General features: G+C 57.7%; 20 protein-coding genes. 12 read left to right on the top strand and 8 right to left on the bottom strand.

Annotated features, from left to right (window positions below; translation table 11 throughout):
- Nucleotides 1-66: 66 nt before the first annotated feature.
- The 3 genes from hflD to ACU688_RS26985 are packed head-to-tail and all read right to left on the bottom strand — an operon-like array spanning nt 67 to nt 2,317.
- Nucleotides 67-690, bottom strand: a complete 624-nt coding sequence (hflD, locus tag ACU688_RS26995; protein WP_017737157.1) for a high frequency lysogenization protein HflD — start codon at nt 688-690, stop codon at nt 67-69.
- The gene (gene mnmA, locus ACU688_RS26990; protein WP_448187084.1) at nt 687-1,811 is read right to left on the bottom strand and encodes a tRNA 2-thiouridine(34) synthase MnmA; all 1,125 of its coding nucleotides are present in this window, start codon (nt 1,809-1,811) and stop codon (nt 687-689) included. Before mnmA ends, hflD begins: the two co-directional genes overlap by 4 nt.
- A gap of 59 nt (nt 1,812-1,870) precedes the next feature.
- On the bottom strand, nt 1,871-2,317 hold the full coding sequence (locus ACU688_RS26985) for an NUDIX hydrolase (protein WP_448187083.1): 447 nt from the start codon (nt 2,315-2,317) through the stop codon (nt 1,871-1,873).
- Between the two features lie 172 nt (nt 2,318-2,489).
- On the opposite strand from ACU688_RS26985, the gene ACU688_RS26980 reads away from it, so the two are divergent.
- From ACU688_RS26980 to ACU688_RS26960, 5 genes are all read left to right on the top strand, one after another.
- Complete coding sequence (locus tag ACU688_RS26980; protein ID WP_448187082.1) at nt 2,490-3,467, top strand: DMT family transporter; 978 nt, start codon at nt 2,490-2,492, stop codon at nt 3,465-3,467.
- A gap of 39 nt (nt 3,468-3,506) precedes the next feature.
- Nucleotides 3,507-3,950: a cupin domain-containing protein gene (locus ACU688_RS26975; RefSeq protein WP_448187081.1), complete on the top strand. Its 444-nt coding sequence runs from the start codon at nt 3,507-3,509 to the stop codon at nt 3,948-3,950.
- Nucleotides 3,947-5,470, top strand: coding sequence for an acyl CoA:acetate/3-ketoacid CoA transferase (locus tag ACU688_RS26970; RefSeq protein ID WP_448187080.1), 1,524 nt, complete (start codon nt 3,947-3,949; stop codon nt 5,468-5,470). Before ACU688_RS26975 ends, ACU688_RS26970 begins: the two co-directional genes overlap by 4 nt.
- 86 nt (nt 5,471-5,556) lie before the next feature.
- On the top strand, nt 5,557-7,086 hold the full coding sequence (locus ACU688_RS26965) for an FAD/NAD(P)-binding protein (protein ID WP_448187079.1): 1,530 nt from the start codon (nt 5,557-5,559) through the stop codon (nt 7,084-7,086).
- A gap of 168 nt (nt 7,087-7,254) precedes the next feature.
- The gene (locus ACU688_RS26960) at nt 7,255-8,133 is read left to right on the top strand and encodes a LysR family transcriptional regulator (RefSeq protein WP_448187078.1); all 879 of its coding nucleotides are present in this window, start codon (nt 7,255-7,257) and stop codon (nt 8,131-8,133) included.
- Between the two features lie 61 nt (nt 8,134-8,194).
- Here ACU688_RS26960 and ACU688_RS26955 read toward each other — a convergent pair whose 3' ends face one another.
- Entirely contained in the window at nt 8,195-10,420 is a 2,226-nt protein-coding gene (locus ACU688_RS26955) for an NADP-dependent isocitrate dehydrogenase (RefSeq protein ID WP_448187077.1), read from the bottom strand.
- 493 nt (nt 10,421-10,913) lie between these two features.
- Between ACU688_RS26955 and icd the strand changes: the two genes are divergently transcribed.
- On the top strand, nt 10,914-12,170 hold the full coding sequence (gene icd, locus ACU688_RS26950) for an NADP-dependent isocitrate dehydrogenase (protein WP_448187076.1): 1,257 nt from the start codon (nt 10,914-10,916) through the stop codon (nt 12,168-12,170).
- A 77-nt stretch (nt 12,171-12,247) separates the two neighbouring features.
- Here icd and cspD read toward each other — a convergent pair whose 3' ends face one another.
- On the bottom strand, nt 12,248-12,514 hold the full coding sequence (gene cspD / locus ACU688_RS26945; protein WP_448187075.1) for a cold shock domain-containing protein CspD: 267 nt from the start codon (nt 12,512-12,514) through the stop codon (nt 12,248-12,250).
- Nucleotides 12,515-12,738: 224 nt separating this feature from the next.
- On the opposite strand from cspD, the gene clpS reads away from it, so the two are divergent.
- Together clpS and clpA are read left to right on the top strand one after the other, a co-directional pair.
- Nucleotides 12,739-13,107, top strand: coding sequence for an ATP-dependent Clp protease adapter ClpS (gene clpS, locus ACU688_RS26940; protein ID WP_005789091.1), 369 nt, complete (start codon nt 12,739-12,741; stop codon nt 13,105-13,107).
- 29 nt (nt 13,108-13,136) lie between these two features.
- Nucleotides 13,137-15,407, top strand: a complete 2,271-nt coding sequence (clpA, locus tag ACU688_RS26935; protein WP_257780363.1) for an ATP-dependent Clp protease ATP-binding subunit ClpA — start codon at nt 13,137-13,139, stop codon at nt 15,405-15,407.
- A 256-nt stretch (nt 15,408-15,663) separates the two neighbouring features.
- Here the strand turns inward: clpA and infA are convergent, their stop codons facing one another.
- The 3 genes from infA to aat all read right to left on the bottom strand — a co-directional run bounded on the left by infA (nt 15,664) and on the right by aat (nt 17,427).
- Nucleotides 15,664-15,882, bottom strand: a complete 219-nt coding sequence (gene infA, locus ACU688_RS26930) for a translation initiation factor IF-1 (RefSeq protein ID WP_002553999.1) — start codon at nt 15,880-15,882, stop codon at nt 15,664-15,666.
- 100 nt (nt 15,883-15,982) lie between these two features.
- Nucleotides 15,983-16,690: an arginyltransferase gene (locus tag ACU688_RS26925; protein ID WP_448187074.1), complete on the bottom strand. Its 708-nt coding sequence runs from the start codon at nt 16,688-16,690 to the stop codon at nt 15,983-15,985.
- A 56-nt stretch (nt 16,691-16,746) separates the two neighbouring features.
- Entirely contained in the window at nt 16,747-17,427 is a 681-nt protein-coding gene (aat, locus tag ACU688_RS26920; protein ID WP_448187073.1) for a leucyl/phenylalanyl-tRNA--protein transferase, read from the bottom strand.
- A 489-nt stretch (nt 17,428-17,916) separates the two neighbouring features.
- On the opposite strand from aat, the gene ACU688_RS26915 reads away from it, so the two are divergent.
- From ACU688_RS26915 to crcB, 4 genes are read left to right on the top strand one after another with little or no spacing between them, the layout of a single operon-like run.
- Nucleotides 17,917-20,325, top strand: coding sequence for a DNA translocase FtsK (locus ACU688_RS26915; RefSeq protein ID WP_448187072.1), 2,409 nt, complete (start codon nt 17,917-17,919; stop codon nt 20,323-20,325).
- 54 nt (nt 20,326-20,379) lie between these two features.
- On the top strand, nt 20,380-21,003 hold the full coding sequence (gene lolA / locus ACU688_RS26910; RefSeq protein ID WP_207043820.1) for an outer membrane lipoprotein periplasmic chaperone LolA: 624 nt from the start codon (nt 20,380-20,382) through the stop codon (nt 21,001-21,003).
- Nucleotides 21,004-21,013: 10 nt separating this feature from the next.
- On the top strand, nt 21,014-22,336 hold the full coding sequence (locus ACU688_RS26905; RefSeq protein WP_448187071.1) for a replication-associated recombination protein A: 1,323 nt from the start codon (nt 21,014-21,016) through the stop codon (nt 22,334-22,336).
- Nucleotides 22,336-22,710, top strand: a complete 375-nt coding sequence (gene crcB, locus ACU688_RS26900) for a fluoride efflux transporter CrcB (RefSeq protein ID WP_003232122.1) — start codon at nt 22,336-22,338, stop codon at nt 22,708-22,710. The genes ACU688_RS26905 and crcB overlap by 1 nt, the downstream gene beginning before the upstream one ends.
- The last annotated feature ends 3 nt before the right edge of the window (nt 22,711-22,713 follow it).

Below are 22,713 nucleotides of genomic sequence, written 5' to 3'. Positions count from 1 at the left end.
CGCCGGTCCGTCGCCAACTGACCGGCGTATTACGCGTAACGCTTGAAAAAATGCGGTTGCTGCGACTTATTCGTTGCGCATCAACGGGTAAAGCTCTTTGAGCAATTTGCGTCGGCTGATGACCAGCTGCCAACGATGACCGCCCAACTGCCGCCACAACCGCGCCGAACGAATACCGGCCAGGAGCAGGGCGCGGATTTTCGAGGCGTTGTTCGGTTGTTGCAGGTTGCGCATGTCGCCGTGGACCTGGATCCGCTGGCGCAAGGTGCTCAAGGTGTCCTGGTACAGCGCACCGCAGGCGGCGATCACGTTTTCGTGGGCCGGGCCGAAGTGTTCCACCTGGGATTGAATCTGTGGCAGGCGCTTGCCAATGACTTCCAGCATGTCCTCGCGCTTGGCCAGTTGGCGCTCCAGGCCGAGCATCGACAGGGCGTAGCGCAACGGCTCGCGCTGCAACGTGCTGGGGTCGCGCTCCAGGGCGCCGATCAGTGCGCGGTAGCCTTCACGCAGGGCGATGTCGTCGCCACCGTAGACTTCCAGGGTGTCCTTGGGGTCGCGGATCAGCAGGCTGCCGAGCATGCAGGTCAGGCCTGCCTCGGTGACCTGGCCGGTCTTGGCGATCTTGTCCACCAGGACGGCTGCGAGGAAAACCCCGCCCAATGCCGTCAATTGCTCCTGGGTCGGGCTCATGCCGGGTTGCTCCAGGCTTCGGCCACTTCAATCACGCCGCCGCCCAGGCAAATTTCACCGTCATAGAACACCACGGACTGGCCAGGGGTGACCGCGCGCTGCGGGTCATCGAAGGTCGCACGATAGCCGGTAGCGGTTTTTTCCAGGCTGCACGGCTGGTCGCTTTGGCGATAGCGCACCTTGGCCGTCAGGCGGCGCGGGGTGCTCAGGTCGATCGGGTTGACCCAATAGATTTCCGAAGCCAGCAGCGCACCGGAGAACAGCAGCGGGTGCTCGTTGCCCTGGCCGACGATCAGCTCGTTGTTTTCCAGATCCTTGACCAGCACATACCACGGTTCTTCACCGGCGTCTTTCAAGCCGCCGATGCCCAGGCCCTGGCGTTGGCCGATGGTGTGGTACATCAAGCCATGATGGCGGCCGATGACTTCGCCGTCGGTGGTCTTGATCTCGCCCGGTTGTGCCGGCAGGTATTGCTTGAGGAAGTCGCTGAAGCGGCGCTCGCCGATAAAGCAGATCCCGGTGGAATCCTTCTTCTTGGCCGTGGCCAAGCCGTGTTGCTCGGCGATCTTGCGCACTTCGGGCTTTTCCAGCTCGCCCACCGGGAACAGGGTCTTGGCAATCTGTTCGCCGCCGACGGCGTGCAGGAAGTAGCTCTGGTCCTTGTTCGGGTCCAGGCCTTTAAGCAGTTCGGTGCGGCCATCGATGTCACGGCGGCGCACGTAGTGGCCGGTGGCGATCAGGTCGGCGCCAAGCATCATGGCGTAGTCAAGGAACGCCTTGAACTTGATTTCGCGGTTGCACAGGATGTCCGGGTTCGGCGTACGGCCGGCCTTGTATTCGGCCAGGAAATGCTCGAACACATTGTCCCAGTACTCGGCAGCGAAGTTGGCGGTGTGCAGCTTGATACCGATCTTGTCGCACACGGCCTGGGCGTCCGCCAGGTCGTCCATCGCGGTGCAATATTCCGTTCCATCGTCTTCTTCCCAGTTCTTCATGAACAGGCCTTCCACCTCATAACCCTGCTCCATGAGCAGAACGGCGGAAACGGAAGAATCCACGCCGCCGGACATGCCGACGATGACGCGCTTCTTTTGTGTGTCAGAAGGGGCTGGATCACGCATAGGGTTTCAACGGGTGTCTTGAAAAAGGACGCGATTCTATCAGGCTCGGGCCTTCAAGGCTAAAGAGAAGGGCGGATCAATTCCAGGCTGTGACGCTGGCCGGCCAAATAATCATCGATGCAGCGGATGATCAGCTCGCTGCGCCAGTCTCCGCGCACGGCCAGCAGCTCGTCGCGGGTCAGCCAGCGGGCGCGGATGATGCCTTCGTCGAGTTGATAGTCCGGGTGGTGTTTCAGGGCCTTGGCGATAAAGCAGACCCGTTGATAGGTCACGCCGTTGCTGGGGGCGGTGTAGAGGTAAATGCCGACGATGCCGGTGGCTTCGACGTCCCAGCCGGTTTCTTCGAGGGTTTCGCGCACGGCGGCTTCGGTGAGGGTTTCATGCGGGTCGAGGTGGCCGGCGGGCTGGTTGAGCACGGCGCGGCCGTTTTTCAGTTCTTCGACCATGAGGAAGCGGCCGTTGTCTTCGACGATGGTGGCGACGGTGATGTGGGGTTGCCAGGTCATAAGCGGCCTCAAAGATGATGTGGCTGGAGAAACTCGGTCAATGTGGGAGCTGGCTTGCCTGCGATGGCTGTCTGTCAGTTGGCACTGTTGCAACTGACCCACCGCTATCGCAGGCAAGCCAGCTCCCACATTTTGATTGGGTTTCTTCAGTAAGTTTGCATAAGTGTTCTGCATGATGCGCCTGACATTTTATGATTTTACGGATGCCAGGGCTTGGCGCAGTTTACCTCTTCAAGTCAATTTGGAGAGTGTCATGAGTCCGGTTGCCCACAAAAGCTACGAAGTACGTCTCACCTCACCGCTACCCATTGCCTTCATTCTGCTGTGGAGCTCCGGTTACATCGGCGGCGCGTTCGGCGTCCGTTATGGCGAGCCGTTCACCATGACGTTCTATCGATTTGCCCTGGCGGCGCTGGTTTTTCTGGGAGTTGCACTTGCAATTAAAGCTGAGTGGCCGAAAAAGCTGACGCCTTACCTCCACGCTGCTGCAGTTGGGCTGCTTCTGCAGGCGTTGCAGTTCGGTGGCTTGTACACCGGCATCAGCCAGGGCGTTCCAGCAGGGCAAGCCGCATTGATCGTCGGGCTGATGCCGGTATTTGTCGTGATCGGTGCTTATTGCTTTTTAGGCGAGCAATTGAGTTGGCGCGACCTGCCGGGGTCCATCCTGGGTGTCGGCGGTGTGGTCATTGTCGTTGCCAGCAGCCTTTCCGGCTCCGAGGCGTCATTAGGCGGGTACGGGGCAGTGGGCCTGGCATTGCTAGGTATCACGTTTGGCACGCTCTATCAGAAGCGCTTTCTCGGTGGCGTGAACCTGTGGGTGGGCTGCTTCATTCAGATGGTTGTCGCGTCGCTGGTTATGTTGCTACTGGCCTACACCACCGAAACCATGCGCGTGACCGAATGGGTGCCATTTGCAGCATCGGTGGCCTGGATCACGTTGATGAATTCAGTTGGGGCGCTGACGCTGCTGTATTTGATGATTCGCCGGGGTGAGGCAAGTAAGGCGACTAACTTGTTTCATGTTATTCCGGCGGTCACACAGATTATGGCGTCGCTAGTGTTGGGGGAAGCGCCGAGTAAGGTTGCGATTGTGGGGTTTGTTGTTTCGGCGGTTGGGGTTTATTTGATGAATCATACCCGCGCGAAATGATCGATAAACAGTTCATTCGTGACAAGACGGAGAACGGTCATGCATACAATAGGCAGTAGAGAAATATTTGACATTCAGATGAATGAGTTAGGCGGTGGATTATCTACCGACGATCTTGAGCATTTAAAGTTTGAGCCTTATCAAATTGATGGTCGCGAGGGCGTTTCGATATTTTATCTATATGACGCCCGGCAAAATGCGCAAGGGCCCGCCGCAGCTTTGGTCCGTTACACGGCGGGGGCCTTTACCCCAAGACATATGCACTTGGGGTGGGAGTTGGTTTTAGTGTTAAAGGGTGAGCTGTTTGATGATAGGGGGCTTCATGCTGAGGGCGTGTTGCAGATTTATCCGCCCGGTTCTTCGCATGAACTCCGTTCGATGACCGGTTGTACGTTCCTGGTTGTTTGGGAGCAACCCGTTCAGGTTGTCACGTCACCCGAAGACAGTGCAGGTGCTGCCTCAACTCCTGAGGCCGACATATGAAAGTCATTAGCGAGCAACAAGCGGCGGACTTGATCGAAGACGGTTGGACAATCATCCCCGGTGGTTTTGGAAGTTGCGGGCATCCAGATGGCCTCACGCGCGCAATCAGTGAACGTTTCAAGCGGGAAGGGCGACCGCGCAAAATTGGTCTGCTCTTCGCGTCGGCCTCTGGGGATCTTGAGGGGCGAGGTGTCGATCTATTTGCTCAGCCAGGGCTGGTGGCCAGGGCGATTGGCGGATTTTGGGGGCTGGTTCCGCGACTGGGTGAGATGGCGCGGCGCGGCGAAATAGAGGCGCATAACTGGTCGCAGGGTGTTATCAGTCAGCTCTTTCGTGCCATCGCAGCCAAAAAGCCCGGGGTAATATCGAGCATCGGGCTCAATACTTTCGTTGATCCCAATAATGAAGGGGGCTGCTTGAATGACCGAGGGAGCGGTCCGCTTGTTCAAAGAGTTGATATCGCGGGGGCGACAACACTTTTCTTTCCCGCGCTTGACGTTAATTGTGCGTTGTTGAGAGGTACCTGTTGCGATCCGGATGGAAATATCTCAATGGAGAGGGAGGTTTCTTACAGTGACTCGCTGGCACAGGCAATGGCCGTCAAGAATTGCGGTGGCATCGTAATAGTGCAAGTTGAAAGTTTGGTAGGGCTGCACGAGATCGAGCCGCAGCATGTAAAAATCCCTGCCGTATTAGTGGACTACGTCACCGTATCTTGCCCTGGAGAACATCCTCAAACCTATGCCGAAGCCTACAACTCTGCATTTTTATGTCCGGGAGTCCAGGCGCCTGGTAGCGGGGAAATTTCCTGTGCTGAGCGAATTATTGCCAGGCGCGCGCTACAGGCAATTCGAGAGGAGAAGGCTAAAGTAATCAATCTCGGTATTGGCATGCCCACTGTTATTGGTCGATTGGCCGAAGAGATCGGTTTTTCGGGAGGCGAGACCTTTACTGTTGAGTCTGGGGTCGTGGGCGGTAGGCCGGCCTTCGGATTATCGTTTGGAGCCAGCTATCGACCTAGTGCCGTGATCGAGCAGGCAGCCTTGTTTGATTTTTATGAGGGCGGCGGAATTGATGTAGCGTGCTTGGGTTTTGCCGAAGTTGATACTGTTGGCAATGTCAATGTTTCGCAGTTTGGCAGCAAGCTACAGGGGGCTGGCGGTTTTATAAACATCTCTCAGTCCGCACGTTTCATTCTATTTTGCGGTACGTTAACTGCGGCAGGGTTAAGTGTCGAAATGGGGTCAGAGGGGTTGCGAATAGTCAGGGAGGGCTGCGTCAAAAAGTTTGTTCGCGAAGTTTCGCACCTGACATTTAATGGTGGTTACGCTAAGTTATTGCGTCAGCGCGTAATGTTTATTACAGAGCGTGCTGTTTTTTCATTGTGTAATGGTCTGCTTTATTTGGATGAGGTCGCGCCAGGTATTGATGTTGCACGCGATATAGCGCCGTATATCGAAGGTGGGTTTGTTATATCGGCTAATTGCAAGTATATGAAAGATGATGTTTTTTTGATTTAGGTTTGCGTTTTTCCGTTGAGGGTCAAATTGGATTGGCTATATGGGGTGTTGAGTGGGGTGATTGATTCGATTGAAAGGAGGTTGTTATGTCAAATAATATTATCACGGTTGTCGGTGGTGGTGCATCAAGTGTTGCGTTTATCTATTCGCTGTTGGAGGGGTTGAGTAGGTCTGGTTGCCATTCGGGTTTCTCGTTGTATTTAATCGATAGGCAGTCGCAATGTGGGCGAGGGCTCGCCTATTCAGAAGACTGCATAACTAATCTTTTAAATACGCGGGCTGAGTTTATCTCGCCTTTTGCCGATCGGCCTGGGCATTTCTATAAGTGGCTGTCGGATAATCAGGGGATTTGGGAGGATGACTTTCCTTTTGTTGAATTATCGCCTCAGGCCTTTCTGCCGCGACCGCTGTTCGGGCTTTACCTTGCGCATATGATTCAGTGCTTGGTGAATAAGGCGGTGGCACTCGGCTGTCAGTTGATTCAAGTTCGTGATGAGGCAGTCAGCCTGAGTTTTGCTCACGATGGAAAAGTTGTAGTTTTAACTAAGGAAAATCTTTCCTTCCCTAGTGATCACGTGGTGCTCAGTTGCGGTAATGCCCGCAGTCTGGAATATCAGCACTTGGCGACTTCAGAGGGTTTTTTCAACAGTCCTTACCCGCTAAGGCGTACATGTCGTCTGATTCCGAAGCAAGCAAGTGTGGCCGTTGTCGGGTCAAGGCTTAGCGCCATCGATACATTGATCGGGCTCGCCGCCAGCGGGCACGTGGGGCCAATCACGTGTCATTCGCGTACAGGCGCATTGCCCTACGTTCGTGGGACCCAGGCGCGCTATAAGCCGAGAATCCTGACGCCCGAGACGGTCAAGTCTTGCATTTCCAAGTATGGGGTGGTCCGACTGGAAGATGTCATGCGTTGGACGTTGCAGGAGTTGGCTTTAGGTGGAGAGGCAATTGGTGGCATAGATTGGTCGTCCAAGTGCACTCAGAAGCCTGCCATTGAGTTTCTGACGGATGAGATCGCACAGGCGCAGCATCCCAGATTCTGGCAGTCGGTACTTTATTCTACCAATGCGGTGCTTGATTTGATTTGGCCTGCAATGCCTGAGGAGGACAGGCGAAACTTCTTAAGTTATTCAAGTTGGTGGTTGGCCTACCGTGTTTCCATTCCAGTAGAGAATGCAATGAAAATAAAAGATTTGCTTGAGACGGAACAATTGTCGATTTTTAAGGGCGAGCTTAAAGCGGTGGAGTGGGACGGAAGGTTTACCTTGGTAATAGATGATTGTTCAGGCATTCGCCGCTGCGAGTATGACGCCGTTGTCATTGCGACCGGTACACCTCGTGACGTCAGAATGTTCGACAATCCTCTGGTGCAAAATATGCTTCATCAGGGCCTGGCCAGTGTTGATCCGTTCGGCGGCGTTAGGGTTGCTACTGAAACCGGTGGATTGATTAATCAGCTAGGTTATGTGGACGACAGAATTACAGTGTTAGGCGAGCTCACGAGTGGTGCTTTCTTTTTTACCAGTGCGTTGGAAATCAATGCCCGTCACTCTGCGAGTCGAGCTGATAATGTCCTGTCGAAGCTGTCACTTGTTAATAACAAAAGATCATAAAGTTCAGGGTCGCGTTTGCTTGCATAAGGCGTAGGAGGGACTACAGAGATACACGTTAAGTTTGATCTTCCGGGGCGAGTAACATCCCTACCTAGCCGAACAGTCAGTGGTTAGTGCCGCAGGGAATTGCCATACTTCGAAGCATTATTCCTCTGTGGGTGGTATGTCATGAGGGTCAATCTTGATGTTCAGTCTTTGCGCAGTTTTATCAAGGTGGGTGAAACCAAAAGCTTTACGCGTGCAGCGCAGGCATTGAGTTTGACTCAGCCCGCGATCAGTCAGCAGATCAGGCGCCTTGAGGACTTGCTGGGAGTCGAGCTCTTCGTAAGGGAAAGGCGTCAGGTCCTGCTCACCCTGGAGGGGGAAAAGCTATTTGGCTATGCCAAAGATATTGTTGCTTGTAACGACAAGATAGGTGGACTGTTTGAGAAGGAAAAAAGAAGAGAAACAGTTGTGCTGGGTATGCCTGAACATTTTTGTGAGCGTGTGCTCCCGCATATCATTTCCAATATGGCCATCCAGTTTCCATCTACGCAGATGGTGGTAAAGGTCGCCAGGTCCGGCGTGTTATTGGAGGCCGTAAAGGATGGTGAGATCGACTTGTGTCTGGTTATAGATGAGCTGGGTATTACGAACGAGCCGCCGTGGCATACTTTATCGGTTAAATGGTTTGGCAGTGCGCATGCCGGCTTAGGCGATGATTTGAAAGATGTGCCCTTGGTGTTGTTCAGGCCCCCCTGTGGGTTCCGCAGTTTGGCGATCAGGAGTCTGGAGGCGTGTGGGCTTAAATGGCACTGCGTCTATGAATCGGAAGACTTGATGTCATTGCGCTCTGCGGTGCAAGCGGGTGTGGGGGTGACGTTGCTGCCTTATATTGCGCAGGTGCTGGGTCTGAGAAGCCTCGAGGGTGTTTCCAGTCTTCCGAGGTTGCCCGAATTTGCCGTGATGCTAAGGGAGCGAGCAGGTTGGAATCCCGGTTGTCGGCAGCAGATGCTGGATTTGATCCGCACAGCATGGGCTTCTGAGTATATCGATGGCCCTCTTTGATTAAGGCCTGAAAACACAAACCCCGGCACATGGCCGGGGTTTGTGATGTCACCTCACAACCTTACTTCAACTTGGCAATCGCCGCATTGAGGGTGTTGCTTGGGCGCATGGCCTTGCTAGTCAGCTCCGGGCTCGGCGCGTAGTAGCCGCCGATGTCCACTGGCTTGCCCTGTACGGCGTTGAGCTCGACAACGATGGTTGCTTCGTTCGCGGTCAGGGTTTCGGCCAGTTCGCCGAACTGCGCTTGCAGTGCAGTGTCTTCGCTCTGGGCAGCCAGGGCTTGGGCCCAGTACAACGCCAAGTAGAAGTGGCTGCCGCGGTTGTCGATGTTGCCGACTTTACGCGATGGCGATTTGTTGTTGTCGAGGAACTGGCCGGTGGCCTGGTCCAGGGTCTTGGACAGGACCAGGGCTTTCGGGTTGTTGTATGTCACACCCAAATGCTCAAGGGAGGCCGCCAGGGCCAGGAACTCGCCCAGGGAATCCCAGCGCAGGAAGTTTTCTTCCACCAGCTGCTGCACGTGCTTCGGAGCCGAGCCGCCGGCGCCGGTTTCGAACAGGCCACCGCCGTTCATCAGCGGCACGATGGACAGCATCTTGGCGCTGGTGCCCAGTTCCATGATCGGGAACAGGTCAGTCAGGTAGTCGCGCAGTACGTTGCCGGTCACCGAGATGGTGTCCAGGCCCTTGCGGGTGCGCTCCAGGGTGAACTTCATCGCATCGACCGGGGCCATGATGCGGATGTCCAGGCCTTCGGTGTTGTGGTCTTTCAGGTAGGCCTGAACTTTCTCGACCACGACGCCGTCGTGCGCACGCTTAGGGTCCAGCCAGAAGATCGCTGGGGTGTTGCTGGCGCGGGCACGGTTGACGGCCAGTTTGACCCAATCCTGGATCGGCGCGTCTTTGGTCTGGCACATGCGGAAGATGTCGCCGGCTTCGACGTTCTGTTCCATCAGCAGGTTGCCCTTGCTGTCGGTGACGCGGACTACGCCGTCAGCCTTGATCTGGAAGGTCTTGTCGTGGGAGCCGTACTCTTCGGCTTTCTTCGCCATCAGGCCAACGTTTGGCACGCTGCCCATGGTGGTCGGGTCGAACGCACCATTGGCCTTGCAGTCTTCGATGACGGCTTGGTAGATGGTGGCGTAGCAGCGATCCGGGATCACGGCCTTGGTGTCGTGCAGCTGGCCGTCGGTGCCCCACATCTTGCCGGAGTCACGGATCATGGCTGGCATCGAGGCGTCGACGATGACGTCGCTCGGCACGTGCAGGTTGGTGATGCCTTTGTCGGAGTTGACCATCGCCAGGGAAGGGCGAGCGGCGTAGACCGCCTGGATGTCAGCTTCGATCTGTGCTTGCTGGTCGGCCGGCAGGGCCTTGATGCGAGCGTACAGGTCGCCGATGCCGTTGTTCAGGTTGAAGCCGATCTGCTCCAGCACGACAGCGTGCTTGGCCAGGGCGTCTTTATAGAACTCGGCAACGATCTGGCCGAACATGATCGGGTCGGAGACCTTCATCATGGTGGCTTTCAGGTGGACCGACAGCAGCACGCCTTGTTGCTTGGCGTCTTCGATTTCAGCGGCGATGAACGCGCGCAGGGCTTTCTTGCTCAGTACGGCGGTGTCGATGATTTCGCCGGCCTGTACCGAAGTCTTTTCCTTCAGGACAGTGGCTGTGCCGTCTTTGGCGATCAGTTCGATCTTCACGGCGTCAGCGGCTTCGATCTGTACGGCTTTTTCGCTGCCGTAGAAGTCGCCGTTGTTCATGTGGGCGATGTGCGACTTGGAGTCGGCAGCCCAGGCGCCCATCTTGTGCGGGTGCTTGCGTGCGTAGTTCTTGACCGACAGCGGTGCGCGGCGGTCGGAGTTGCCTTCGCGCAGTACCGGGTTCACGGCGCTGCCCTTGACCTTGTCGTAACGTGCACGGGTTTCTTTTTCCGCGTCGGTGGTTACGGTTTCCGGGTAGTCCGGCAGGGCGTAGCCCTGGGCCTGCAGTTCCTTGATCGCGGCTTGCAGCTGCGGCGTCGAGGCGCTGATGTTAGGCAGCTTGATGATGTTGGCTTCAGGCGTAACGGCCAGGTCGCCCAGTTCGGCGAGGTGGTCCGGGATAGCCTTGGCGCCCAGTTGCTCGGGGAAGCTTGCGAGGATGCGCGCGGCGAGGGAAATGTCGCGGGTTTCCACGGCAATATCAGCGGAAGCGGTGAAGGCCTCTACGATAGGCAGCAGTGAATAGGTGGCGAGGGCCGGGGCTTCGTCGGTGAAGGTGTAGATGATCTTCGAGCGGGTGGGCATATTCGGATTAACTCTCTTCTTTGCTGAAAGCGTGCGCAGAAACTCGAGATGCGCCGGGTGGAGCGCGTTCGTTCAAAGTCATCCATGAGCGAAATGTCGAGGTTTCTTCGCGGTGATGTTGGGTTGCATCAGTCGAGCGTCAAGCGTTTGGACTATTGTAATAGTCCTGCTTTCTGGCTGAAGGCTACTGTCTAGAGCGGTCAGCCGTCGTGACTCTTGGGTCAGCGGCGGCATTATACATAGGTCGCTATGCTTACGCCGAGCCTTCATACAAAAGGTGTGTCGTCCATTGGTCTAAAGGTCGCAGGTACCGGGCTAGGCCCAAAGTCGCACGATGTGCTCAGGATTGGCGATTTTGCCTTTGATTTCAGGCTTGTAGGCGACTAAATATGCTGTTTTCGATGCAAATGAGCATGGCGTGAGGTTTCAGTCGTCATTTATCTGGAGTAGGCTCGAACGCAGCCAGATGTTCAATCCATAGATGGAGTTCAGCATGGGATACAAGAAGATTCAGGTTCCAGCCGTCGGCGACAAAATCACCGTCAATGCAGACCATTCTCTCAATGTTCCTGATCACCCAATCATCCCGTTTATCGAAGGTGACGGTATCGGCGTCGACATCAGCCCGGTGATGATCAAGGTGGTCGACGCCGCTGTTGAAAAGGCCTACGGCGGCAAGCGCAAGATCTCGTGGATGGAGGTGTATGCCGGCGAAAAGGCCACGCAAGTCTACGACCAGGACACCTGGCTGCCCCAGGAAACCCTGGATGCGGTCAAGGACTACGTGGTTTCCATCAAAGGCCCGCTGACCACGCCGGTGGGTGGCGGTATCCGTTCGCTGAACGTGGCCCTGCGCCAGCAGCTCGACCTGTACGTGTGCCTGCGCCCGGTGCGCTGGTTCGAAGGCGTGCCGAGCCCGGTTAAAAAGCCGGGGGATGTGGACATGACCATCTTCCGTGAGAACTCCGAAGATATTTATGCAGGCATCGAATGGAAGGCTGGTTCGCCGGAAGCCATCAAGGTGATCAAGTTCCTCAAGGAGGAAATGGGCGTTACCAAGATTCGTTTTGACCAGGATTGCGGGATTGGCGTGAAGCCGGTCTCTAAAGAAGGGACCAAGCGTCTCGCGCGTAAAGCCCTGCAATATGTAGTGGATAACGATCGCGATTCGCTGACCATCGTGCACAAAGGCAACATCATGAAGTTCACCGAGGGTGCCTTCAAGGAATGGGCCTACGAAGTGGCGGCTGAAGAGTTTGGCGCGACCTTGCTGGATGGCGGCCCTTGGATGCAGTTCAAGAACCCGAAGACCGGCAAGAATGTCGTGGTTAAAGATGCTATCGCTGACGCCATGCTCCAGCAGATCCTGCTGCGCCCGGCTGAGTATGATGTGATCGCCACCCTCAACCTCAATGGTGACTACCTGTCCGACGCCTTGGCGGCAGAGGTGGGGGGTATTGGTATCGCGCCGGGGGCCAACCTGTCCGACACCGTGGCGATGTTCGAGGCAACCCACGGGACTGCGCCGAAATATGCGGGCAAGGACCAGGTCAACCCGGGTTCGTTGATCCTGTCGGCAGAAATGATGCTGCGCCACATGGGCTGGACCGAGGCGGCTGACCTGATCATCAAGGGCACCAATGGTGCGATTTCGGCCAAGACCGTGACCTACGACTTCGAGCGCTTGATGGATGGCGCGAAACTGGTGTCGTCGTCCGGCTTTGGTGATGCGCTGATCTCGCACATGTAAACGCAATACAAATAAAGGCCACCCCAAGTTGATTGGGGTGGCCTTTTTTTATCGCAGCGTTCTCGCTTATCGGCGGATCAAGCCGTTTGTTTCTTTTCTTTGTGAGCGTGCGAGTGTTCGTGATCGCTAGGCTGCGCTTGTGCGGCGTTCGTGATTGCCACCGCGTGCAGCCCTTTGGGTCCTTGAATAATCTCAAAATTCACAGGTTGCCCCGCTTTCAGCGTCTTATATCCATCCATTTGGATTGCTGAGTAATGCGCAAAAAGATCTTCGCTCTTACCATCTTCAACGACGAAGCCGTAGCCTTTGGCATTGTTGAACCACTTGACCTTACCACTAGCCATCTCCATATCCCTCTGCACCAGACTCCATCACTGGAGTATCATCCAGTTTATCCGTCCTAACCCGAATAAATAAGGTTGACTGCGCGGACCTTTTTTCCCCAATGTGGGTTCTATTGGTTGTAACACCGTTTCGCCGATAGTCAAGGCGACCAGTCGGTCAGAGTTGAAAATCTGACAGGCCGCCCCCACCACTGTATTTGAACCACTGACGAACCTTTCTTTCCATGCATGCAAACAGCCAGATTCGACTAACATTCAATCAGGATCGCCCGGATCAGGAACATGATGACGACGGTTCTGCAGGCATTGCTGTCCAGGAGGCGAAGCCCGCTCTACAGGCGCCGCCGATGTACAAGGTGGTTTTGTTTAATGATGACTACACACCGATGGATTTCGTCGTCGAAGTGCTCGAGGTGTTTTTTAACCTGAACCGCGAGTTGGCGACCAAGGTAATGCTGGCCGTTCATACAGAAGGACGGGCAGTATGTGGAGTGTTTACCCGCGACATCGCCGAGACAAAGGCCATGCAGGTCAACCAGTACGCCAGGGAAAGCCAGCATCCGCTACTCTGTGAAATCGAGAAGGACGGTTAACGCCGACCACTTGGGTATGAGGTGAAGCTATGTTAAACCGCGAGCTCGAAGTCACCCTCAATCTTGCCTTCAAGGAGGCCCGTTCGAAGCGTCATGAATTCATGACCGTCGAACACCTGCTGCTGGCACTTTTGGATAACGAAGCTGCCGCCACCGTCTTGCGTGCGTGCGGCGCCAACCTCGACAAACTCAAGCATGACCTGCAGGAGTTTATCGACTCCACAACGCCACTTATTCCAGTCCACGATGAAGACCGTGAAACCCAGCCAACCCTGGGCTTCCAGCGGGTGCTTCAGCGTGCCGTGTTCCATGTGCAGAGCTCCGGTAAGCGTGAAGTCACGGGCGCCAATGTGCTCGTGGCGATCTTCAGCGAACAGGAAAGCCAGGCAGTGTTCCTGCTCAAGCAGCAGAGCGTTGCCCGTATTGATGTCGTCAACTACATCGCCCACGGTATCTCCAAGGTGCCTGGGCACGGCGATCATTCCGAGGGTGAGCAGGATATGCAGGACGACGAGGGCGGTGAGTCTTCTTCTTCGGGCAATCCATTGGATGCCTATGCCAGCAACCTCAATGAACTGGCGCGCCAGGGGCGGATCGATCCGCTGGTGGGACGCGAGCTTGAAGTTGAGCGCGTAGCGCAGATCCTTGCACGTCGTCGCAAGAACAACCCGTTGCTGGTGGGTGAGGCGGGCGTGGGTAAAACCGCGATTGCCGAAGGCCTGGCCAAGCGCATCGTGGACAACCAGGTGCCGGATCTGCTGGCCAACAGCGTCGTCTACTCCCTGGACCTGGGCGCGTTGCTCGCCGGGACCAAGTACCGTGGCGATTTCGAGAAGCGCTTCAAGGCGTTGCTCGGCGAGCTGAAAAAGCGCCCGCAGGCGATCCTGTTCATCGACGAAATCCACACCATCATTGGTGCCGGCGCGGCGTCCGGTGGGGTGATGGATGCCTCCAACCTGCTCAAGCCGTTGCTGTCGTCGGGTGATATCCGTTGCATCGGCTCGACCACGTTCCAGGAATTCCGCGGCATCTTCGAAAAAGACCGCGCGCTGGCGCGTCGCTTCCAGAAGGTCGACGTGTCCGAGCCTTCGGTGGAAGACACCATCGGAATACTGCGCGGGCTCAAGGGGCGTTTCGAGGCGCACCATGGCATCGAGTACACCGACGAGGCGCTACGCGCAGCGGCCGAGCTGGCGTCACGCTACATCAATGATCGGCACATGCCGGACAAGGCCATCGACGTGATCGACGAGGCGGGTGCCTATCAGCGTCTGCAGCCGGTCGAGAAGCGTGTGAAGCGTATCGACGTGCCTCAGGTCGAGGACATCGTCGCGAAGATCGCGCGGATTCCGCCTAAACACGTCAACAGTTCCGACAAGGAGCTGCTGCGTAACCTTGAGCGCGATCTCAAGCTCACCGTATTTGGCCAGGATGCGGCCATCGATGCGCTGTCGACGGCGATCAAGTTGTCCCGTGCGGGCCTCAAGTCGCCGGACAAGCCAGTGGGTTCGTTCCTGTTTGCAGGCCCCACCGGTGTTGGCAAGACCGAGGCGGCGCGGCAGTTGGCCAAGGCCATGGGGATCGAGCTGGTACGTTTCGACATGTCCGAATACATGGAGCGTCACACCGTGTCGCGCCTGATCGGTGCGCCTCCGGGCTATGTCGGCTTCGACCAGGGCGGCCTGCTGACCGAAGCGATCACCAAGCAACCGCATTGCGTATTGCTGCTCGATGAAATCGAGAAGGCCCACCCGGAAGTCTTCAACCTGCTGTTGCAGGTGATGGACCACGGGACCCTGACCGACAACAACGGGCGCAAGGCGGACTTCCGCAACGTGATCGTGATCATGACCACTAACGCCGGTGCCGAAACGGCCGCGCGGGCTTCGATCGGCTTCAGTCATCAAGATCACTCTTCCGATGCGATGGAAGTGATCAAGAAGAGCTTTACGCCGGAGTTCCGCAACCGCCTGGACACCATTATCCAGTTTGGTCGCCTCAGCCATGAGGTCATCAAAAGCGTGGTGGACAAGTTCCTTACCGAGCTTCAAGCGCAGTTGGAAGACAAGCGCGTGCAGCTGGAAGTGACGGACGCGGCACGCAGTTGGCTGGCCGAAGGTGGCTACGATGCGGCAATGGGCGCCCGCCCGATGGCGCGTCTGATCCAGGACAAGATCAAGCGGCCATTGGCCGAAGAGATCCTGTTCGGCGAGCTTTCCGACCATGGCGGCGTGGTGCATATCGACCTGAAGGATGGCGAGCTGACCTTCGAGTTCGAGACCACGGCTGAAATGGCCTGATCGATCCCTGTAATAAAGCAAAAGGCGCCGAAAGGCGCCTTTTTGCTATCTCTATAGTTTGAAATACGACCTTCAAGCCAATAGAGGCCAAATGTGGGAGCTGGCTTGCCTGCGATAGCGGTGCATCAGCCAAAAAATTCTTCTCTGACCGACCGCTATCGCAGGCAAGCCAGCTCCCACATAGGTCATGTGGCGTCTGACAAATCCCACGCACACAAAAACGCCCGGCATAACCGGGCGTTTTGTATTGACTTGCTTAGCGAGCGCGGTAAGTGATGCGCCCTTTGCTCAAGTCATAGGGCGTCAGCTCGACGCGCACTTTGTCACCGGTAAGAATACGAATGTAGTTCTTGCGCATCTTGCCGGAGATATGCGCGGTTACGACGTGCCCATTTTCCAACTCCACACGAAACATGGTGTTGGGCAGGGTGTCGACGACAGTGCCTTCCATTTCGAAGCTGTCTTCTTTCGACATGCAGTAAAGCCCTCGGTATCCAGTGAATGGCCCGGTGCAACTGCGCCAGGCAAAAGCGGCGTGCATTGTGCCCGAAAAAGGGTGTTTAAGCCAAGGGGTTCTAGTTAAGCGTGACCCATCTTTGATTAATCAGCAGTTCTATGGGGCGATATTGGGTCTTGTAGTTCATCTTTTTACAGTTTTTGATCCAGTAACCCAGGTACACCGCCTCCAGTTCCAGGCGCAGGGCTTCACCGATTTGCCACAGGATCGCAAAGCGCCCCAGGCTGCGGCGTTCTTCGGCGGGCTCATAGAAGGTGTACACCGCCGACAGCCCGTTGGGCAGCAGATCGGTCACGGCGACGGCCACCAGCCGTCCGTCGAGGCGGAACTCGTAGAAGCGCGAGAAGGGCAGGTCGCGTACCAGGAAGGTGGAAAATTGGTCGCGGCTGGGCGGAAACATATCGCCGTCAGCGTGGCGTTGTTCGATGTAGCGTTGGTAAAGGTCGAAATATTCTTCACTGTAGCGTGGCTTGGTGGCGGTCACCGTCAGGTCGGCATTGCGCTTGAGGATGCGTTTCTGGTTGCGGTCCGGCAGGAATTGCGCCACCGGAATGCGCGCCGGCACGCAGGCATTGCAGTTCTGGCAATGGGGGCGGTACAGGTGGTCGCCGCTGCGTCGAAAGCCCATTTCCGATAGGTCAGCGTACACGTGCACGTCCATCGGCTGGCTGGGGTCGAGGAACAGTGTGGTGGCCTGCTCGTCGGGCAGATAGCTGCAAGAGTGGGCTTGAGTGGCATAGAACTTCAAGCGTGCCAGCTCGGTCATGATCAACCCTCGGGATAAGCTTTGAATCAAGTGTAAGCCACGTGCGCGAAAGTCGCCTAGGAAACCCAGGGTCCGGCGTTGGGTTGGTCCAGATGGTCGTGCAGGTACTGCGCAAACTCGCTGCGCGGGATGGCGCGGGCGCCCAGGCTGTGCAGGTGATCGTTGGGCATCTGGCAGTCGATCAGCACAAAACCCCAGGCCTGCAACTGCCGGGTCAGGGTGGCGAAGCCGAATTTAGAGGCGTTGTCGGCGCGGCTGAACATGGATTCGCCAAAGAACAATTGGCCCATTGCCAGTCCATACAGGCCTCCTACCAGTTCACCCTCGTCCCACACCTCGACGGAATGCGCGTAACCGCGCTGGTGCAGCGCCAGGTAGGCGTCCTGGATACCTTCGGTGATCCAAGTGCCGTCGGCATAGGCGCGGGGTGCGGCGCAGGCCTGGATGACAGCGGCGAAGTCCTGGTCAAAGGTCACGGTATAGCGTTGTTGGCGCAACAGTTTGCCAAGGCTGCGGGATACATGCAGTTCTGCGGGGAAGATCACCGTGCGCGGATCTGGCGACCACCAGAGGATCGGCTGGCCGTCCGAGAACCACGGGAAGCAGCCATGGCGGTAAGCCTGCACCAGGCGTTCGGCCGACAGGTCGCCACCGGCGGCCAGCAGGCCATTGGGTTCGCGCATGGCCTTGGCCAGCGGCGGGAAGGTCAGGGAGTCACGTTGCAACCAGGTCAGCATGGCATCCAGGCTTACGGAAGGGGAGGGGAGCGGTACGTGCCGCGAGTGAGGGTGATTATTGTCGACGCAGCGCCTCAGGGCCAGCCCGAATCGGGTGCAAGTCAGGATTAGCGTGAGCGGGTGTTTCTGCAACTCTATGCCGGGGATGTGGTCGTAACCGGGGTTACACCATGCAGGCCATTTGCCAAGCTTGTCTTGTTTGGTAAAAACAGCCCATAAGCCTTTGTCAGCAAAGACAATGCATGCTCAAATTGAACATGTTGTAACACTTGAATTGTCTATGCTGCCGGGGGAAGGGCAAGGGCGTGGCAACGGGGGCACAAACCCGTACAATGCGGGCACTGTGGCGTTATCGCCGTTTCACCGCTTCATCTCCCAGTGTTAAACGTAGAATCAACGACGTTCGTTTATTTTTCAGCTGCTCGGATTGGGCAGTGGTTGCAGTCATTCAATAGATGGACGCGCTAAAAGCGCAGGAAAAGACCCGTTTTGAAGAAATCCGCCGCAACACCTAAAGCAGCAGTCGTGCCGGCCTGGCGCCAGCACCTGCACTACCGCCTCAAGGAAGGAGCGCTGATCGCGATCGGCGCCCTGTGCCTGTTCCTGATGATGGCCTTGCTCACCTATGGCAAGGACGATCCGGGCTGGAGCCACAACAGCAAGATCGACGACGTACAGAACTTCGGCGGCCCCGCCGGTTCCTACAGCGCCGATATCCTGTTCATGGTGTTGGGTTACTTCGCGTACATCTTCCCCTTGCTGCTGGCGATCAAGACCTGGCAGATCTTCCGCCAGCGCCACGAGCCGTGGCAGTGGAGCGGTTGGCTGTTCTCCTGGCGCCTGATCGGCCTGGTGTTCCTGGTGCTGTCCGGCGCTGCCCTGGCGCACATCCATTTCCATGCACCCACCGGCCTGCCGGCGGGCGCCGGTGGGGCGCTGGGCGAAAGCCTGGGCGATCTGGCGCGCAAGACCCTGAACATCCAGGGCAGCACGTTGATGTTTATCGCCCTGTTCCTGTTCGGCCTGACCGTGTTCACCGACCTGTCGTGGTTCAAGGTGATGGACGTGACCGGCAAGATCACCCTCGACCTGCTGGAGCTGTTCCAGGGCGCCGCCAACCGCTGGTGGGCGGCGCGAGTCGACCGCAAGCGCATGGTCGCGCAACTGCGTGAAGTGGACACCCGCGTCAACGAAGTGGTGGCCCCGAGCACGCCGGACCGCCGTGAGCAGGCCAAGGTCAAGGAACGCCTGATCGAACGCGAGCAGGCCCTGAGCAAGCACATGTCGGACCGCGAGAAGCAGGTGCCGCCAGTGATCGCGCCGGCCCCGCCCAAGGCCCCCGAGCCGAGTGCCCGTGTGCAGAAAGAGAAACAGGCGCCGCTGTTTGTCGACAGCGCCGTCGAAGGCACCTTGCCGCCGATCTCGATTCTCGACCCGGCCGAAAAGAAACAACTCAACTATTCCCCGGAGTCGCTGGCTGCCGTCGGCCATCTGCTGGAAATCAAACTGAAGGAATTCGGCGTCGAAGTGACCGTGGACTCGATCCATCCTGGTCCCGTCATCACCCGTTACGAAATTCAGCCGGCCGCGGGCGTCAAGGTCAGCCGCATCTCCAACCTGGCCAAAGACTTGGCCCGCTCCCTGGCCGTGACCAGCGTGCGCGTGGTGGAAGTGATCCCCGGCAAGACCACCGTGGGCATCGAGATTCCCAACGAAGACCGCCAGATCGTGCGCTTCTCCGAAGTGCTGTCGACGCCCGAGTACGACAACTTCAAATCGCCGGTCACCCTGGCCCTGGGCCATGACATCGGCGGCAAGCCAGTGATCACCGACCTGGCGAAAATGCCCCACCTGCTCGTCGCCGGTACCACCGGTTCCGGTAAGTCGGTGGGTGTGAACGCAATGATCCTGTCGATCCTGTTCAAGTCCGGCCCGGACGACGCCAAACTGATCATGATCGACCCGAAAATGTTGGAACTGTCGATCTACGAAGGCATTCCGCACCTGTTGTGCCCGGTCGTCACCGACATGAAGGACGCCGCCAACGCCCTGCGCTGGAGCGTCGCCGAGATGGAGCGCCGCTACAAATTGATGGCGAAGATGGGCGTGCGCAACCTGGCGGGCTTCAACGCCAAGATCAAGGAAGCCCACGATCGTGGCGAGACCATTGATGACCCGTTGTACAAGCGCGAAAGCATTCACGACGAAGCGCCGAAGCTGACCAAGCTACCGACCATCGTGGTGGTCGTGGACGAATTCGCCGACATGATGATGATCGTCGGCAAGAAGGTCGAAGAACTCATCGCCCGTATCGCGCAGAAGGCGCGTGCGGCCGGTATCCACTTGATCCTCGCCACCCAGCGTCCGTCGGTGGATGTGATCACCGGTCTGATCAAGGCCAACATCCCGACGCGCATGGCGTTCCAGGTGTCGAGCAAGATCGACTCGCGGACCATCATCGACCAGGGCGGCGCCGAGCAACTGCTGGGCCACGGCGACATGCTCTACATGCCGCCGGGCACCAGCCTGCCGATCCGTGTACACGGCGCCTTTGTCTCCGATGATGAAGTACACCGCGTGGTGGAAGCCTGGAAACTGCGCGGCGCACCGGAATACAACGACGACATCCTCAACGGCGTCGAAGAGGCCGGCAGCGGCTTCGAGAATGGCGGCGGTGGCGGTGACGACGATGCGGAAACCGATGCCCTGTACGACGAAGCCGTGGCCTTTGTGCTCGAAAGCCGCCGCGCCTCGATTTCTGCGGTGCAACGCAAACTGAAGATCGGCTACAACCGCGCTGCCCGCATGATCGAGGCCATGGAAAACGCTGGCGTCGTGACCGCCATGAACACCAACGGCTCGCGTGAAGTCATCGCCCCCGGGCAGATGCGCGACTGATCCCGTGCCGCGTGACAGCACGCGGCGCGCCCTTACGACTCAATGAGGACTCCCATGCGCCTTATCCGCATGCTGTTGTTGCCGGCACTGGCCCTGACCGCTGTTTCGGCCCACGCTGACCCGGCCTCCGTCGCCAGCCTGACCAACCTGTTGGACAAATCCAAGACCCTGACCGCGCGCTTCTCCCAGCTGACCCTGGACGGCGGCGGCACCCAGTTGCAGGAAACCGCCGGCGAAATGGCCGTGCAGCGTCCTGGCCTGTTCTTCTGGAAGACCGACGCGCCGAACGAGCAGACCATCGTCTCCGACGGCCAGAAGGTCACCCTGTGGGACCCGGATTTGGAGCAGGTGACCATCAAGAAGCTCGACCCGCGCCTGAACCAGACCCCGGCGCTGCTGCTGTCGGGCGATGTGTCGAAGATCAGCGACAGCTTCGAGATCACCTCCAAGCAAACCAGCAACGTGATCGAGTTCACACTCAAGCCGAAATCCAAGGACACGCTGTTTGACACCCTGTCCCTGTCGTTCGGCAATGGCGTGATCAACAACATGCGCCTGATCGACAGCGTCGGCCAACGCACCGATATCCTGTTCTCCGGGGTCAAGGCCAACCAGCCGGTGCCCGCCTCCACGTTCAAGTTCGACATCCCCAAGGGTGCCGACGTGATCCAGGAGTAAAACGCTGCCCATGGACCTGTTTCGCAGTGACCCGATTGCCCAGCCCCTGGCCGCGCGCTTGCGCTCGACCAACCTGGATGAGTACGTCGGCCAGGAACACCTGCTCGCTCGCGGCAAGCCTTTGCGCGAAGCCCTGGAGCAAGGTGCGCTGCACTCGATGATTTTCTGGGGCCCGCCCGGGGTGGGTAAAACCACCCTCGCGCGCCTGTTGGCGAAAGTCTCGGATGCGCACTTCGAAACGGTCTCGGCGGTGCTCGCCGGGGTCAAGGAGATCCGCCAGGCCGTTGAGGTGGCCAAGCAGCAGGCCGGGCAATACGGCAAGCGCACCATCCTGTTTGTCGACGAAGTGCATCGCTTCAACAAGTCGCAGCAGGATGCGTTCCTGCCCTATGTGGAAGACGGCACGCTGATCTTTATCGGTGCTACCACCGAAAACCCTTCATTCGAATTGAACAACGCCTTGCTTTCGCGGGCGCGGGTCTACGTGCTCAAGAGCCTGGACGAAGCGGCGATGCAAAAGCTGCTGCATCGCGCCTTGAGCGAAGACAAGGGCTTGGGCAAGCGCCAGCTGAGTGTCAGTGAAGAAGGCTTCAAGATTCTGCTGACGGCCGCCGATGGTGACGGGCGGCGCTTCCTCAACCTGCTGGAAAACGCCTCCGACCTGGCGGAAGACGGTAGCGAGATTGGCGTCGACCTGCTGCAAAGCCTGCTCGGCGATACCCGCCGCCGTTTCGACAAGGGCGGCGAAGCCTTCTACGACCAGATCTCGGCGCTGCACAAATCCGTGCGTGGCTCCAACCCCGACGGCGCGCTGTACTGGTTTGCGCGCATGATCGACGGCGGTTGCGACCCGCTGTACCTGGCCCGCCGCGTGGTGCGCATGGCCAGCGAAGACATCGGCAACGCCGACCCGCGCGCGCTGAGCCTGTGTCTGGCGGCGTGGGACGTGCAGGAGCGCCTCGGCAGCCCGGAAGGCGAGTTGGCGGTGGCCCAGGCCATCACCTACCTGGCCTGCGCGCCAAAAAGCAATGCGGTGTACATGGGCTTCAAGTCGGCCCTGCGTGCGGCGGCTGAATACGGCTCCCTTGAGGTGCCGATGCACCTGCGCAATGCGCCGACCAAGCTGATGAAGCAACTGGGTTATGGCGATGAATACCGCTACGCCCATGATGAACCGGACGCTTATGCAGCTGGCGAAGACTACTTCCCCGATGAACTTGAACCGCTGCCGCTCTATCAGCCAGTGCCCCGTGGCCTGGAGCTGAAAATCGGCGAAAAACTGAATCACCTCGCCCAACTCGATCGACTCAGCCCCAGACAGCGGAGAAAGTAGTGCTCAAGACGATTCTTGCCGTGTCCGCAGCCGGCATCGCTGGTACATTATTGCGTTTCGCCACCGGTACATGGGTCAGCGCCAATTGGCCGAAGCATTTTTATGCGGCGACCCTGGCGGTCAACCTGGTGGGCTGTTTGATTATCGGGCTGTTGTACGGCTGGTTCCTGTTGCGCCCGGAAGTGCCGATTGAGATTCGCGCCGGCTTGATTGTCGGCTTTGTAGGCGGTCTGACGACCTTTTCATCCTTTTCACTGGATACGCTGCGCCTGCTGGAAAGCGGGCAAGCCCTGGTTGCCTTCGGGTACCTGGGCATCAGCGTGTTCGGCGGGCTGCTCGCCACCTGGGCTGGCCTGTCCCTGACCAAACTTTGATAA

This window comes from Pseudomonas acericola (SeqCode), assembly GCF_053456465.1.
The sequence above is the reverse complement of the archived record's forward strand: the minus strand, read 5'-3'. Positions and strand labels throughout refer to the sequence as shown.

Bases quoted from the DNA above. Each gene is read 5' to 3' on its own strand.
- infA (WP_002553999.1), bottom strand. From the start codon at position 15,882: ATGTCGAAAGAAGACAGCTTCGAAATGGAAGGCACTGTCGTCGACACC.
- ACU688_RS26955 (WP_448187077.1), bottom strand. From the start codon at position 10,420: ATGCCCACCCGCTCGAAGATCATCTACACCTTCACCGACGAAGCCCCG.
- ACU688_RS26960 (WP_448187078.1), top strand. From the start codon at position 7,255: ATGAGGGTCAATCTTGATGTTCAGTCTTTGCGCAGTTTTATCAAGGTG.
- ACU688_RS26985 (WP_448187083.1), bottom strand. From the start codon at position 2,317: ATGACCTGGCAACCCCACATCACCGTCGCCACCATCGTCGAAGACAAC.
- clpA (WP_257780363.1), top strand. From the start codon at position 13,137: ATGTTAAACCGCGAGCTCGAAGTCACCCTCAATCTTGCCTTCAAGGAG.
- ACU688_RS26965 (WP_448187079.1), top strand. From the start codon at position 5,557: ATGTCAAATAATATTATCACGGTTGTCGGTGGTGGTGCATCAAGTGTT.
- aat (WP_448187073.1), bottom strand. From the start codon at position 17,427: ATGCTGACCTGGTTGCAACGTGACTCCCTGACCTTCCCGCCGCTGGCC.
- ACU688_RS26975 (WP_448187081.1), top strand. From the start codon at position 3,507: ATGCATACAATAGGCAGTAGAGAAATATTTGACATTCAGATGAATGAG.
- mnmA (WP_448187084.1), bottom strand. From the start codon at position 1,811: ATGCGTGATCCAGCCCCTTCTGACACACAAAAGAAGCGCGTCATCGTC.
- clpS (WP_005789091.1), top strand. From the start codon at position 12,739: ATGCATGCAAACAGCCAGATTCGACTAACATTCAATCAGGATCGCCCG.
- ACU688_RS26905 (WP_448187071.1), top strand. From the start codon at position 21,014: ATGGACCTGTTTCGCAGTGACCCGATTGCCCAGCCCCTGGCCGCGCGC.
- ACU688_RS26980 (WP_448187082.1), top strand. From the start codon at position 2,490: ATGATGCGCCTGACATTTTATGATTTTACGGATGCCAGGGCTTGGCGC.
- ACU688_RS26970 (WP_448187080.1), top strand. From the start codon at position 3,947: ATGAAAGTCATTAGCGAGCAACAAGCGGCGGACTTGATCGAAGACGGT.
- ACU688_RS26925 (WP_448187074.1), bottom strand. From the start codon at position 16,690: ATGACCGAGCTGGCACGCTTGAAGTTCTATGCCACTCAAGCCCACTCT.
- lolA (WP_207043820.1), top strand. From the start codon at position 20,380: ATGCGCCTTATCCGCATGCTGTTGTTGCCGGCACTGGCCCTGACCGCT.
- icd (WP_448187076.1), top strand. From the start codon at position 10,914: ATGGGATACAAGAAGATTCAGGTTCCAGCCGTCGGCGACAAAATCACC.
- cspD (WP_448187075.1), bottom strand. From the start codon at position 12,514: ATGGCTAGTGGTAAGGTCAAGTGGTTCAACAATGCCAAAGGCTACGGC.
- hflD (WP_017737157.1), bottom strand. From the start codon at position 690: ATGAGCCCGACCCAGGAGCAATTGACGGCATTGGGCGGGGTTTTCCTC.